The sequence below is a fragment of the Thalassoglobus polymorphus genome, from assembly GCF_007744255.1.
Classification (GTDB): Bacteria; Planctomycetota; Planctomycetia; order Planctomycetales; family Planctomycetaceae; genus Thalassoglobus; species Thalassoglobus polymorphus.
Genome location: NZ_CP036267.1, coordinates 3,375,906 through 3,389,833, shown reverse-complemented (window position 1 = coordinate 3,389,833; position 13,928 = coordinate 3,375,906). Strand labels below are relative to the sequence as shown.

General features: G+C 48.7%; 15 protein-coding genes. 10 read left to right on the top strand and 5 right to left on the bottom strand.

Annotation, left to right across the window (positions count from 1 at the left end; translation table 11 throughout):
• Positions 1–154: 154 nt before the first annotated feature.
• Positions 155–712 (top strand): rhodanese-like domain-containing protein, encoded by a 558-nt coding sequence (locus tag Mal48_RS12220; RefSeq protein ID WP_145199611.1) that lies wholly within the window; start codon positions 155–157, stop codon positions 710–712.
• Positions 713–776: 64 nt separating this feature from the next.
• On the opposite strand, the gene Mal48_RS12215 is transcribed toward Mal48_RS12220, so the two are convergent.
• Together Mal48_RS12215 and Mal48_RS12210 are read right to left on the bottom strand one after the other, a co-directional pair.
• Positions 777–2,078, bottom strand: a complete 1,302-nt coding sequence (locus Mal48_RS12215) for a peroxiredoxin family protein (RefSeq protein WP_145199608.1) — start codon at positions 2,076–2,078, stop codon at positions 777–779.
• Between the two features lie 171 nt (positions 2,079–2,249).
• Positions 2,250–3,701 (bottom strand): DUF1501 domain-containing protein, encoded by a 1,452-nt coding sequence (locus tag Mal48_RS12210; protein WP_145199605.1) that lies wholly within the window; start codon positions 3,699–3,701, stop codon positions 2,250–2,252.
• Between the two features lie 200 nt (positions 3,702–3,901).
• Between Mal48_RS12210 and Mal48_RS12205 the strand changes: the two genes are divergently transcribed.
• The 4 genes from Mal48_RS12205 to Mal48_RS12190 all read left to right on the top strand — a co-directional run bounded on the left by Mal48_RS12205 (position 3,902) and on the right by Mal48_RS12190 (position 7,780).
• Positions 3,902–4,744, top strand: a complete 843-nt coding sequence (locus Mal48_RS12205; RefSeq protein WP_145199602.1) for a sugar phosphate isomerase/epimerase family protein — start codon at positions 3,902–3,904, stop codon at positions 4,742–4,744.
• Positions 4,745–4,832: 88 nt separating this feature from the next.
• Positions 4,833–5,201: a VOC family protein gene (locus Mal48_RS12200; protein WP_145199599.1), complete on the top strand. Its 369-nt coding sequence runs from the start codon at positions 4,833–4,835 to the stop codon at positions 5,199–5,201.
• Positions 5,202–5,405: 204 nt separating this feature from the next.
• Positions 5,406–6,926: a uroporphyrinogen-III C-methyltransferase gene (gene cobA, locus Mal48_RS12195; RefSeq protein WP_231739505.1), complete on the top strand. Its 1,521-nt coding sequence runs from the start codon at positions 5,406–5,408 to the stop codon at positions 6,924–6,926.
• Positions 6,927–7,198: 272 nt separating this feature from the next.
• Positions 7,199–7,780: a glutathione peroxidase gene (locus tag Mal48_RS12190; RefSeq protein ID WP_145199595.1), complete on the top strand. Its 582-nt coding sequence runs from the start codon at positions 7,199–7,201 to the stop codon at positions 7,778–7,780.
• A 112-nt stretch (positions 7,781–7,892) separates the two neighbouring features.
• Here Mal48_RS12190 and Mal48_RS12185 read toward each other — a convergent pair whose 3' ends face one another.
• Positions 7,893–8,855 (bottom strand): DUF3500 domain-containing protein, encoded by a 963-nt coding sequence (locus Mal48_RS12185; protein WP_145199592.1) that lies wholly within the window; start codon positions 8,853–8,855, stop codon positions 7,893–7,895.
• A gap of 552 nt (positions 8,856–9,407) precedes the next feature.
• Between Mal48_RS12185 and msrB the strand changes: the two genes are divergently transcribed.
• Both msrB and Mal48_RS12175 read left to right on the top strand, forming a co-directional pair.
• A complete protein-coding gene (gene msrB, locus Mal48_RS12180) occupies positions 9,408–9,809 on the top strand; it encodes a peptide-methionine (R)-S-oxide reductase MsrB (RefSeq protein WP_145199589.1) in 402 nt (133 codons plus the stop codon).
• Positions 9,810–10,068: 259 nt separating this feature from the next.
• Positions 10,069–10,293, top strand: coding sequence for an FmdB family zinc ribbon protein (locus Mal48_RS12175; protein ID WP_145199587.1), 225 nt, complete (start codon positions 10,069–10,071; stop codon positions 10,291–10,293).
• A gap of 362 nt (positions 10,294–10,655) precedes the next feature.
• Here the strand turns inward: Mal48_RS12175 and Mal48_RS12170 are convergent, their stop codons facing one another.
• Positions 10,656–10,940 (bottom strand): ferredoxin family protein, encoded by a 285-nt coding sequence (locus Mal48_RS12170; RefSeq protein ID WP_145199584.1) that lies wholly within the window; start codon positions 10,938–10,940, stop codon positions 10,656–10,658.
• A gap of 862 nt (positions 10,941–11,802) precedes the next feature.
• Positions 11,803–12,180: a rhodanese-like domain-containing protein gene (locus Mal48_RS12165; protein ID WP_145199581.1), complete on the bottom strand. Its 378-nt coding sequence runs from the start codon at positions 12,178–12,180 to the stop codon at positions 11,803–11,805.
• A 383-nt stretch (positions 12,181–12,563) separates the two neighbouring features.
• On the opposite strand from Mal48_RS12165, the gene Mal48_RS12160 reads away from it, so the two are divergent.
• The 3 genes from Mal48_RS12160 (at position 12,564) to Mal48_RS12150 (ending at position 13,897) form a co-directional block, all read left to right on the top strand.
• On the top strand, positions 12,564–12,893 hold the full coding sequence (locus tag Mal48_RS12160; protein ID WP_145199577.1) for a PilZ domain-containing protein: 330 nt from the start codon (positions 12,564–12,566) through the stop codon (positions 12,891–12,893).
• Between the two features lie 56 nt (positions 12,894–12,949).
• A complete protein-coding gene (locus Mal48_RS12155; RefSeq protein ID WP_145199574.1) occupies positions 12,950–13,324 on the top strand; it encodes a hypothetical protein in 375 nt (124 codons plus the stop codon).
• 75 nt (positions 13,325–13,399) lie between these two features.
• Positions 13,400–13,897: a chemotaxis protein CheW gene (locus tag Mal48_RS12150; RefSeq protein WP_145199571.1), complete on the top strand. Its 498-nt coding sequence runs from the start codon at positions 13,400–13,402 to the stop codon at positions 13,895–13,897.
• The last annotated feature ends 31 nt before the right edge of the window (positions 13,898–13,928 follow it).

Below are 13,928 nucleotides of genomic sequence, written 5' to 3'. Positions count from 1 at the left end.
TGTCCGCGAAGCACGTTTTCACAAGTCCATATGCTGATGCCACGAGACAGTACCGTTAAGACGGATTTTAGATTTGCTCTAGTGCGTTTTTTTGTTTAATTATGTCGTCGATATGTGATATGTCGACATATAGGCCCTTTAAGGAGTTGGACAGATGACAGAGAACCCCGTGATTGATGTGCAAACACTTTTCAAGCGTGAAGAAATGGGCGATGTAGAAATAATCGACGTTCGCACACCGATGGAGTTTCGCGAAGTACATGCAGCTAAGGCGCAGAATGTTCCTTTGGATGCTCTCGATCCGAGTTCTGTGATGAAGGGGCGAAACGTATCGTCGGACGACCCGCTTTATGTCATCTGTAAAAGCGGCTCTCGAGGTGCGAAGGCGCAGCAGAAGTTCATCGCTGCAGGTTTCACCAATGTTGTGAATGTTGAAGGAGGAACCGAGGCATGGGTGGATGCGGGTTTGCCGGTCGTTCGCGGTAAGAAGGGGATGTCGCTGGAGCGGCAAGTCAGGGTCGTTGCAGGATTTCTGGTGTTAGTCGGAGCGCTGCTCGGTCTCTTTGTGCATCCGTATTTCGTTGGAATATCAGCCTTCGTCGGGGCTGGATTGATGTTCGCTGGCATCACGGACACCTGCGGAATGGGAATGATGCTTGCGAGGATGCCCTGGAACCAGTGTCAAGGTCAGGAGCAATCCTGTTCGCTTTAGAGCAGTTTGCTCTAGCGTGTTCAACATGGGCACTCGGTAGCGTGATCGCAGAGGGCGAACGGCACTATTTTTGTGAAGCTTCAATCGCGTCATCGAGTGGTTTCAGTCCGACGCGGTTGTCGACTTCGTAGAATCCGGTTTGATAGTGATTGACAGTCCCATCTGGAGAAATCACAACCCAAAGTGGCAGCGATTCGCCAACTCGGGTGGGGTTTCCGAATGAGTTCAAAGCTGCCCCGCCATCAAAAGTCAGTTCGTAGCTGAGCCGCATAAATTGTTGAAGTCGATTGATGTTGCGGATCGCTTTTGCCTGTGTTTGGGGATCGTTCAGTTCGGAGTTGATGGCAACTCCGTACACCTGAACATTTTTCCCAGCCCAGCGATTGTGAATAAAATCGAGATAGCCGACCTGTCCGTACGGTTGTTCGAGTGTCGGATTCGCGTAATCCCAGAAGTGGAGGACAGTTGTTTTTCCTGCAAACGAGCTGGATGGGATCTCACCCGACTTCAAGTTTTTCAATGTAAACTTCGGAATCGGTTTGCCGATCATTGCGTCAGCGAGTCCGTCAATGCGATCTTGTCGACTCATCAGCGTGTCGAGGTTCTCGTTGACTTCCTTCGCGAATTTTTCGAGGGGTGTTTCTTTGGCGACTGCTAGAAGTTCAGCAGCTTTTGGGGCAATCGATTTCACTTGCTCGTTTGTCAGTGGTTGAAAGCGATCGTGCTCCTGGCGTTTCACTGAATTTTTGAGATCAAGAAGGTGTTTGGAAACAGCGGTGATGTCTATCTTTTTGTCTTCGGACTCAATTTGGAATTGGATCTGAAATCGATCTCCCGGTCCCATAAAGACTGTTTGAGTTCCAGACTGAATGAGAGGCGAATCCTTTCTGACATACAACTTGTGATGTCTCGCAATTCCTGTTGTTGCTCTCACGTCCCAACAGGGATGCCCGTCGATGGTTTTCTCTCCCTGTACTTCGAATTCGCCCTGACTATCCTTCCAGCTTGCACCTTTCTCAAGTTGGTCATGTTGTGGAAAGAAGGGGAGTGCAACCGGCAGGACGTATCCACGGTCTAAATGCCGATAGCCGAGTGCGATTCCATTCGACGCAAGTAAATCGTCTGTCGCTGTCACTGTTCCGATTCGTTCAATCCAGGGCAAAGCGGGGCGGCTTTCCTCAACCTGATAAAAGAAAGTCTGTGAATCTTCACTTACAGGAAAACAGTTCAGTTGGAATTCTTTCACTGGGACGCTCGGGCTGTTGCGTTCCGTTTGTTCCAAAAGACCGCGATACTGAATCTGTGCGGATGCCACGTGGCTGAAGAAAAGATTGATCGCTAAGGCGAAGAGGAGCAGGCGAGGCATAAGATGAATCCAGCTACCGGGAGGGATGTGAGTCTGTTGCGGAGATCATGAATTTATTGGGGAGTGAACGCTCAGTCGTTATTACAGTGACTCAATCTATGGTGAATCACTGGAGTCAATATGGATGGGCGATGCCACAGTTTCGTATTTATCTTACCGGTCCGATCCGCTTTACGAAATGACCTCGTGAATGACATGTCCGAAATCTTTCTCCAGCCGTTGGCGACCCGGAATGGTCAGTTCTTTCGAGTTCAACCCGAGTTGATGCAGAACTGTGGCGTGTAAGTCAGTGATATAGTGACGGTCTTCGACTGCGTGAAAGCCGATTTCGTCCGTCTTGCCGTGAGCGATCCCACCTTTGATTCCTCCGCCGGCCATCCAGACAGTGAATCCATAAGGATGATGGTCACGTCCGTCAGAGTGTTGCGACCCAGGCGTACGTCCGAATTCGCTTCCCCAGACGACAAGCGTTTCATCGAGGAGGCCACGTTGTTTCAGATCTTTCAGCAAAGCTCCGATCGGTTGGTCGACCTGTTTCGATAACCGGGAATGACTCGACTTGAGACTTTTGTGTGAGTCCCAGCTTCCAGCTCCGCCGTTGCTGCCATGATAGACTTGCACAAACCGGACGCCACGTTCGACAAGCCTGCGGGCTGTCAGCATTTTCTGACCGAAATCTTTTGTCTCTTTTTGAGGAAGCCCATACAGCTTTTGTGTTTCTTCTGTTTCTTCGTCGAACCGAACGACGTCCGGGACTGCCGTTTGCATGCGGAATGCGAGTTCGTAGGACTTCATTCTCGCTCGGATCGATTCATCGTCCGGATACTGCTCGGCGGTGATGCCATTGAGTTTGCGAAGCAAGTCGAATTCGCCAGCCTGCTCCTCTTGGTAAACACCTTGAGGCGGTTTCGCGAAGGGGAGTGGATCGTTCGGATCAATTTTCAGTGGAACACCATCGTATTGCGGACCGAGATAGTTCGCACGATGTGCTTCCATCCCGCCGCAGCAATCTGCGATCGGTGTCCCCATCACCACAAACTGCGGCAGGTTTTCATTCAGCGAGCCGAGTCCGTAATTTGCCCAAGATCCAATTGTCGGAAAGAATCCGTCGATGCGATGTCGCCCCGTATGGAACTGTAACTGAGCACCGTGATTGCTGTCTTCAGTCCACATTGATCGGACGAGGCAAAGATCATCGGCAGACTCCCCAACGTGCGGCCACCAGTCGCTGATTTCTAAACCGCTTTCACCTCGTTTCTGAAAACCGATTTGCAGCGGATACAATTCATTTCGAATGAATCCATTGTTCGGATCAAAGGCGACGACCCGTTCGTTTTCCAGGAAGGGGGAATTCAGGACATCTTTGAATGGAGTTTCTTCGACGGTTTTTCCGGCATACTTATTCAGCATCGGTTTCGGATCGAACGATTCCATGTGGCTCGTCCCACCGATCATGAACAGCCAGATCACGCTCTTTGCTTTCGGCGCAATATGCGAAAGCTTCTCTGACATCGCCTCCGTAGCTCGTGACTCATTCTGAAGCATACTGGCCAATGCGATGCTTCCAAATCCGAGGCCCATCTCGGAGAGAAATGCCCGTCGTGTTGCGTTCGGAAAACTCATATGTCGTTTCAATTCAATTTCGTGACAGACTTGCAGCGATTCTTCAATCTATGATGATGCCTAATGAATTGAGAAGTCAACAGTGGCTTGGAATTAGACAGGCCAGTCATTGACCGAATTACTGATTTCCATTCCAATGCACTCTGATTCGACAGAAATCATCTTGCGCACGGTCAAGCATCGATAGTGGAGAAGAGCTCATGAAATACGGATTAAACTTGTTACTTTGGACGTCCAGCGTGGACGAAGCCATTTTCCCGACTCTCGATAAGATCAAGGAGTGGGGATACGATGGTGTCGAGTTGCCGGTTTTCGAGATGGATGAAGCGGCTTACAAGAAGATCGGGACGAAACTCGACGAGTTGGAATTCGGACGAACAGCTGTGACAGTTTGTACTCCCGAAGAGAATCCAATTTCTGAAGACGCTGCCATTCGAGAAGCTGGTATCAATCGACTCAAGAAGGCCATCGACATGTGTGCAGCTTCGGGCTGTACACATTTGCTCGGACCGATTCACTCTGCTCTTGGGCAATTTGTTGGACGTGGTCGAACTGACGAAGAATGGAAATGGGGACAGGAATCGCTCGCCAAAGCTGCTGATTATGCACAGGCAAATGATGTCACTTTGGTTGTTGAATATCTCAACCGCTTTGAGTGCTACTTCCTGAACTGTGCGGAAGATACCGCGCGATTCACTCGTGAAGTGAATCATCCAAACCTTAAAATGATGTACGACACATTCCACGCGAATATCGAAGAGAAATCTCCGTCAGCAGCGATCAAAGCTTGTGCCGATCAGTTGGTTCATGTTCACATCTCTGAAAATGATCGGTCCACTCCGGGTGAAGGGGGAGTGAACTGGGATGAAAACTGGGCGGCGTTGAAAGAAGTCAACTACGATGGTTGGCTGATGATTGAAGCCTTCGGTCTGGCACTTCCTGAACTGGCTGCCGCCACCTGCATCTGGCGACGAATGTTCCCAACTGAAGAACACCTCGCCAAAGAAGGCTTGAAGTTTATGAAGTCACGCATGGAAGGATGAGTGAGCAGAAAAGAGACTGTACAGTTTCGTTTCGCACTCGATTTCAGAAGGAGCTGGTCAAACACCTATCGCAGAGGATCGAAATCGAATGGTCACTTTTCGACTGCATGAGGTGATTCTGTATGTTCAGGATATGGGCCGGCAAGTCTCGTTTTATCGTGATTTCCTGCGGCTGCCGGTTCTATTTCCTGCCGATCTCTCCAATGTTGAGGAGCTGGATTGGGTGACTTTTGATACAGGTGCCTGCAAATTGGCTTTGCACTCAGGGGGAAAATGCGACTTCGGTATCGATGCCCCGAAATTTGTACTTTCGGTTGATGATCTGGAGGAATGGCATTCAAGGTTATCCTCCGTGGCTGTCAACGTGGATAAAATTCGTTCTCCCGCACTTGGAATTCGTCTCTTTGATGCCATGGACTTTGAGGGGAATCGATTCTCTATAGAATCGGTTCAATAACATAGATTTAGAACCAGTCCGAAAAACTCTGGAATCACCGCTTTTCTCGATGCTTGAGAGCGTAATTTCAGGTTTCAGGGTCAGTTCTAAAACACTTTCGTGTTTCTCGTGACCGTGAAGAGTGCTTTTCATTCGATGAACCACTCGTTTCCACGGGACAGAACTTGAACACCAATACGTGAACACCAATTCAATATTGCTAGAGTGAAATTCAAACGCATGACACCGCTTGGTAAGGTTTATTTAGTCGGGGCGGGGCCAGGTGATCCTGGTCTGCTCACATTGAAAGGGAAACGTTGTCTCGAAGAGGCAGACCTTGTCCTTTACGATGGCCTTGTCAATCCGCTCTTGCTCCGACATACAAAAGCGACAGCGGAGAGAACCAGCCGAGCAGATGCCAACGGGAAACGTACGCTCAACCAAGCAGAGATTAACGACCGACTGGTGGCTGCCGGACTGGAAGGGAAGATCGTGGTTCGCCTGAAAGGGGGCGATCCTTTTATCTTCGGACGTGGCAGCGAAGAAGCCAAAGCTCTCGCAGAAGCTGGTGTCCCTTTCGAAGTCATTCCCGGCATCACCGCGGCGACTGCTGCCTCGGAATATGCAGGGATTTCACTGACTCACCGCGAGAAAGCCTCAGCCGTCGCTTTTATCACCGGGCATGAAGATCCTGAAAAACCGGAGTTGATGCTCAAGTACAGTGAGCTGGCGAAGTTTCCGGGGACCTTGGTCTTCTACATGGGATTGCATCGCCTGCCTGCGATCTCCGCTTCGTTGATCGAAAATGGGATGCCAAGCGAAACCCGTGTCGCTGTCATCTCACGAGGTAGTACGCCATTGCAGAAGACAGTCACGGGGGCACTCTCGGAAATCCACAGCCTCGTCAAAGCTGCTGAGTTGCGACCGCCATCTTTAATCATCGTCGGCGATTGTGTGACTCAGCGAGATGAGATCAACTGGTTTGAAACTCTTCCATTAGCTGGGATGACGATCGGAATTACTCGACCGGTTCAACAAGCTGACAATGCTCTTGAAATCGCTCACTTATTCGGCGCGCGTCCAATTCTGATGCCAACTATGGAGATTCATCCAGTTAAAGATTGGACAAAGGTTGATAGAGCGATTGAGTCAATTCAAGAGTACGATTGGATCATTTTGACCAGCGTCAATGGTGTCGATGCCTTTCTCAACCGCATCTGGGAACTCGGGAAGGATAGTCGGATTCTGGCACATGCAAAAATTGCTTGCATCGGACCTGCGACGGCGGAGAGGCTCGAATCATATTCGCTTCGCGCGGATGTAATTCCTGAAGTCTACCGAGGTGAAGAGTTGGCCTATGCACTTCGAGAACATGTTGCAGGCAAAAAAGTGCTCTGGGCACGCGCGAATCGTGGTCGCGAAGTTCTTCCGGAAATTCTCCGCTCCGTTGGAGCCGACTTCGAGAGTCTCGTTGTCTATGAGCATCATGAAATTTCGCAACTCGACGAAGTTGCAATTCATGCATTGACCAACGGCGAAGTTGATTGGATTGCTCTGAGCAGTCCCACTATCGCACGTCGTGTTGCTGAGCAACTTGCAGAACTTGACCTCGCAAAGTCCCCCAAATTTGCTGTCATCAGCCCGGTGACGGAGGCGGCAGCAATTGAGGCTGGGCTAACAGTCTCCGCTGTGGCAACTGTTCACACTTGGGAAGGGCTCTTCGAATGTATCAGGAATTCGACTTAGGTTTTCTGCTAATACCCCGATACGGTTCAATGCTTCGCACGGTGCTTCAATTCAATTCTTTCGTCGTTGAGTGTTGAATTCTCTTCACAGGTGGTAAAATTTCGCGTGGCTTCGTAAAGGGCCGGACCGGACTCATTCTCGATGACTGCAAGCTGAATCGCCGAGTTTTCAAAGTCTTGCATCGTTTTTTGAGAGCGACGTAGTTTTTGAGAGCTACGAAGTCCACAACTTTGAATTCTCATTCAAGATCAATTTCACTCACTGAGGAATTTATGAAACACTTACTACCACTCATTACTGTTGGTGCGATCTTTGGTTCTTTGTTTGTAGGAACTCAATCTGTCTTAGCAGAGAAGGCGAAGAAAACTGTGCTTGATCAAGAAGTGAAGTCGCTTGAAGGAAAAAAAGTCGACCTTTCAGAGTACAAAGGGAAAGTTGTGATGGTGGTCAATGTCGCAAGCCGATGTGGCGCGACTCCACAATACGCAGCCCTGCAAGACTTGTACGAAACTTTCAAGGACGACGGTTTGGTTGTGATTGGATTTCCTTGCAACCAATTTGGAAAACAGGAACCGGGCACGGCTGACGACATTCGTGAATTCTGCACTGCGAATTACGGCGTCAGCTTTCCGATGATGTCAAAGATTGATGTCAACGGTGAGAATGCATCGCCTGTCTACAAGCAGTTGACAGCAGCAGAAACCAAGCCCAAGAAAGCTGGTCCCATCGGTTGGAACTTCGAAAAATTCCTCATTGGCCGAAACGGTGAAGTTGTCGCTCGCTACGCAACATCAACTCAACCCGATGAAAAAGAAGTTGTCGATGCGATTCAAGCAGAACTCAAGAAGAAATAATCTTTCACAGCTGTAATGATTCCTGTTGCAGCATGATAAAACGCAAGAATAAAAAAAGCGGAGAAGTCGACGTTCAGTCAACTTCTCCGCTTTCATTTTGTCACACATGCAATTATGAAATCGCAGCGATGTTGATGTACGCGTGGACGTGTGGAGCACCACGGAAGTGCCAGACGAAGCCTGGGGCTTCAATACGCCAAATGTCCCAGACTTTGTCAGACTTGAGGTCTCCTTGTTGATAGAAGGCCATACGCAGCTTGTCTGTGCCGCCGATGCTCTTCAGGACTTCCTGGACTTCAGCCTTGTCCTCTTCCCGGTAAGGTGCGAGCAGGACATCGAGGCTTTCAGTGACGAGTTTCTTCTGGTCGTCACTCATGTCGCCAACAATAAGACCTGGGAAGTTTCCATCGGCCTGTTGAATATGAACAGCGGTCTCACGCGGGGCTTTGCCAATCAACGCTTTTTTACGTTGATCGGTATCGAGTGCTTCGAAGACTTTGTTCGTCTGTTTTGTTTGGTAGTGATACAGATTCTGGTCGGGATTCTCTTCGCTGTGACCATAAACAATCGGTCCACCAAAGGCAGCCTTTTCAGCACTGTTTCCGTCAGCTCGCATGGTGAGGTGACGTCCGGTCAAAGTGAACTCAAACTTCTTCTCTGATGGATCACCAAAGACCGCGACGCTGTAGAAGTCGACACCGCCGTCGTCTTCATCCATTTGCTTTTGGAGACGTGCGTAGCCTTCTTGCGAAGTCATTCCTTTAATGGCGTTGTTGATCATCGCCCGTTGCTTGTCGGTATAGAAGTCGAGACCAATCGTCGGTTTCGTCACATGCCAGTTGGCGCTGATTTTACTGCGTAGCTGGTGATTATAGGGGAAGCAAATCTGTGACTTCTGTTGATCCGTCAGTGACGTATAGAATTCCTGGACGGCTGTCTCTGCTTTACTGGATCGGCTGGGAGCTGCAAAGAGGGAAGGTGCAAGACTCGCAGAGATTGCAGTGACGCTGGCGGCTTCAAGAAACTTTCGTCGAGAAACAATCGGAGTGAGGTTTTGTGGGGTGGGATTTGGCATTGTTCAAGACTCCTGAAAATGTGGGGGAACTCAGCTTTTGATCAGACCATGTTCAACCGTGAATCTACTGGGTTGGGCCCTGCAGAAATAGCAACACATATTAAACACCGCAAATTTCAAACACCGAGTTGATGGAAAAGTTCCGGCTCTTGTTCGGAGCAAGGAGGCAATGAGAATGAACACCTTCTGTCCACACTCATATTAGAACCGGTACGGAAACTTCTGAAATAGCCGCTTCCCTAAACGTTTAAGAGAGCAATATCATGTTTCAGGATCAGTTCTAATAGATTCAGTCTATCAACTTTCTCTTAAAGGTTCATCAACGATTACTGATTTCTTGTTTCGCTCCCCGTTCCAGACGAAACCAACCTGCGAAATTGTTTTGCAAGGGGGGCATTCACCCGATCATCTGAGCAGAGGAAACTGACAGGCGAGTGCTATAATCTCATGTCGCGATGCAAATTATTGTTCTTGCCTGATAAAATTCATCGTGACAACTTTGAAGCAAACTTCAGTAGAGATCGCATTAAATTCATTCGTTGAGAGAATATCATGTTAGATAAAGTCGAACGAACGGAGGCCGAATGGAGAGAACTGCTCTCTCCCGAACAGTATTACGTCCTGCGCGGGAAGGGGACTGAGCGACCCTTTCAAAACGAATACGATGAGCTGTTTGAGCCGGGAGTCTACTACTGTGCTGCTTGTGATCTGGAACTTTTTGAATCCGAGGCAAAATTCAACTCTGGATGTGGCTGGCCTGCTTTCTATGCGGCCAAGGCTGAAGATCGTGTGCAACTGACAGCAGATCAATCACACGGAATGCAAAGAGTTGAAGTGACCTGTGCACGGTGCGATTCTCACCTTGGTCACATCTTTAACGACGCTCCAACGACACCGACCGGTCAGCGATATTGCATCAATTCTGTTTCACTCAAGTTCGTACCGAAAGAGTAATTCGCTTCAACACGCACGAGGCCAATTTTGTTTTGACTTTTTGCCTCGTCGTGAACAGACTATCAAGAAATGAGCCTGAAAACTGAATCAGTTCTCGCACGCATTGAGGAATTTGACCAATCTCAAGTTTTCGGACTGGTTCGACCGTATCGACAAGTCTCTCTCCGATTTAACCTGATCTCATCGAATCCTGTAACATCATTCATCGTCACCGAACTTCTTCGGAATCGAACGACATTGAAGAGAAAGAAATTAAAGCATGCCAACGTTTGAGTATCATTGCCAGAAGTGTGAGCAAGAAGTTGAAGTTTTTGTTCGTGGTCAAGAGAAACCCGTTTGTCCATCTTGCCAGTCACAAAAACTGGAGAAGCTGATCAGCGCTCCTGCGGGGCGTGTCTCCGGCGGTTCGCTCCCAGTGATGGGCGAAGCTTGCCCACCTTCGGATGCTCCACCTTGTAACCCAAACTGCTGCCGACTTCCTTAGTCAAGAGAGAACCGTTCCGGGACTCTGATGAGCGCATGAAAAAGGCTGAACTGTTAAAACAGTTCAGCCTTTTCGTTTTCACGTATCGTCTTCAGTGCAAGCCGAAGGTTTTCGTTCTGAGGTGACGATATCAGTTCGTTCGCAGGTCACAACCTATTACATTCTGTGTCTTACGCTTTGCGAACTTGTCACGCCTAATGAGATCCCAGTTGCTAGGATCTCCAAGGCAGTGATCGTCCTTCCAAAGAGGGGAATGATCTCTGCCGTCTCATTGGCGAACTCTTTAGAACTGATCCTGAAACTTGAAATTGCTCTCTCAATCATTGAGAAAAGCAGCTAATCCAGAGGTTTACGGACCGGTTCTAGCCAACATCTCCGCCCATCGCTTCTTTCTTTTCAGTGATGACTGGGCAGTTAGGAGCCATTTCTGCGTTCAGTTCTGTGTAGCCAGCCCATTCTTCAGGAAGGTTGTCTTCGTGGAAGATCGCTTCAACAGGACATTCAGGCACACATGCCTCGCAATCGATACATTCATCTGGATGAATGTAAAGAATTGCCTCTCCTTCGTAGAAGCATTCGACTGGGCAAACGACGACGCAGTCTGTGTATTTACAGTTGAAGCATGGTTCCGCAACGACGTGTGTCATCTGACTTTCCTTTTCCCTGATGAACTCTTTTAAATCTTAGAACAAAGGGCCAATCATAATCCTGATCGGTCGCTGATTGTTCTGGCTAAGTAAGTGAATTGCAGTTTGTGAAGATGATATCGCTCTATCGACGCTTGAAACAGTCATCGAAGGCCCCACTGTCGAAATCTCAGTTGGTGGCAACGATCTTAGGATGAGGGTTTCAGCAGGATGATCTCAGCAAAATCGTTAGTCATTCTAAAATGAAAAGAATCAATCACTTTTCCGAATGAATCGGATTTCTGTTTGGAAGGACTTTTGTCAATCTTCTACATCGTCAATTTTTAGGACCGCAATTTTCAGGTGTCAAGACAATTGCGACTAGTTCAAGGGCTTTGTCTATCATATTGAGACAGTGTCTCAACTTGCAGTGCTTTTTTCATTCTCAAGGATGGTGAAGTTCTGTCGTGGTTCGTGGGGCAGACTGAAGGAGTCTGGGCAAGCTTGGGATCGCTCTTCGAGATTGAATGTCGTGAGAGTTCAGCGGTCAAAGGCGGGGCTCGACAGCGATTCCTTATTTGGAAAGAGGTCTTCGCGGAAACAGGAAACGCGCGAGAGTTGTCGCTGAACACCAAGCTTGGTGTTCAGCGTGTCTCCTGAGGAACTGGAACAGCATGGGCGTACTGAATGTGACCGGTCGAGACATTTTCGAACCTGTCACGCCCGTGAAGTTCGCTTTTAGGTTTTATCTCATGACTTCATCGGCCGCTCGCCACGAGGTCGATCCTGCAAACCACTTCGAAAGATGCTCTAGAACCGGTTCGTAAACCTCTGGGATAGCTGCTTTTCTCAATGAGTGAGAGAGCAATTTCAAGTTTCAGGATCAGTTCTTGACAGTCTCGTACCCAGCGTTTTTCCATCCACTCCAGCCTCCATCCATCGAGATGACGTTCTTGTATCCCATCTTCTGCAGTGCATCAGCAGCCAGAGCAGATCGGAATCCTCCTCCGCAATAGAGGACGATTTTCTCGTTCACGTCCCCAACACTCTTCTCAATGTCTCTTTCGATGACTCCCTTTCCGAGATGAATGGCATCGGGCAAGTGTCCGTTTGCGTACTCGCTCTCTTCTCTGACGTCGATGAGGGTGAATTTCTCCTGCTCATTTTGCATTCGTCGAACATCATCAACATTGCATTCTGTGACTCGAGATTTTGCATCGTTGACGATTTCCAGGAATCGCGGAGCGTGTTGTTTCGCCATGATCAATTTCACTTCAAATGTTCGTGGATGAAAAGGGCATTCTTGAATACAGCTCAGACATGTTCAAGCCTTCTCTGAAACCGTGTTCTCTGGGATGCGTCGTGTTGCGAAATTTCCCCCTCGGAAAAGGTTGGGGCTAGAGGCTGAATGGAGACTTTGCTGACGTTGATTTTTTGCAACGTGCTGGATGACGCGGTTATGCGTTTTTTGATGCGGCAGAAAAATCCTCAGGAATCTGTTTGACAAATTCATTCAACTAGCGGTCAGACGTTCGTTGGAATCTTCTCGGAATTCAGGGTTCTTCCCTGAATTGATGAAATAAGTTCCAGATGAGACCAATTGTTTTTTGACACAACTTGAGCCTTTTCCGACTTGGAACCAGTATGTCTTCATCCTCTAAAAGCACGAGCGAAACTTCGACACCCGTTTGTCGACGTAAAGGCGAGCGGTCCCCGCTTCCCGTTGAGGTGAAAATTCTCGTTGCAGAGCGTGCCATCAGTGGAATCGTGCGTGATGTCACGATGGATACAAAAGGGGGGGGCCATGCGATCGGCATCTCTCTGATGCATTTCGAGCCACTCTCGGTCGATTCTGAATATGTTTGCCAGACTGTCACTCAGGTGAAGCAGCTTCCGGGTGAGTTCAAAGTACAAGTGAGGTGGTGTCGCTACTTTGAGGATGAGGCTTTTGTCAGTGGTGGAATCATTCAGTAGCTCGACTTCAGTTTTGCAACTCAATTTCATTTCTTCCTAATTATTTGGCAATTGGAATGACAACTCGCAAGAACTCCTCAAATCAATCGAACATCGGCTCCCTTTCAGTTGAAGGGGTGCGCGAATGGAGAAGTTCGATCGAACAGTTTTTTCTGGAAGACTGGAAGTCAGTCTCTGAGATCGTTTTGAAGTTGGAAAAAACGTTGTGGGACGATGTGCGAACTAAAGAGGTCCGAACTGAGCGCCCCGCTTATGTCTCAGCGGCGCAGGAACTCGGGATCACATCGGTTTTACGAGATGAGCTTTCATCGACTCCACCACCACCAAAGAGCTCAGACCCGAAACAGAACTCTCGGCTGGAAGAACTCGCATTGAAGATTGAGCAGAGACTGAAAACGAATCATGAACAATCAATGAGCGAGTCGTCCTGATCATTTGCCAGGGCGCTTGTGTTCCTGATCGTCATCGCTGAACAGATACGAATTTTAAGATTTGAAGAAACTGAAATGACCCAAAAGCCAACCTATTGTGTTTTCCGACGTGGTTCAGTCTGGCTCGCACTTCCTGCCCAGGTGATACGCGAAGTGATGCCACGACCGAAATTTGTCTCGGTCCCACGCACAAGCCGATTCCTGTCTGGGTTGAGCCATATTCGAAGTGAGTTTGTGCCGGTGCTCAACTTGAGTGCCATTCTTCCAGAAGAACCCTACGGAAGCGATGAGTACCTGATGATCATCGAAGAACGCGACGGTGACTGGGGCCTCCTCGTTGATGAATTGGACACACTCGTCGAACTGGAGCCATCCAATTCTCCGGAAGAACTCGAAGGCTGGGATTCAACCGTGGTTGGTTGGGCAACGTACAACGACAACATTATTCGCATTTTGGACAGCATCCGTATTTACGAATTAGCTTCTCGTGAACTCAATCCTGCATTCCAGAGCAAAGAACAAGATTTTGAACAGAGTTCAGCTCTGGAACATTCGAATAGCCCCGCACTGTAGACAATCGAGGAACTCACCTCGGAGAGAGACG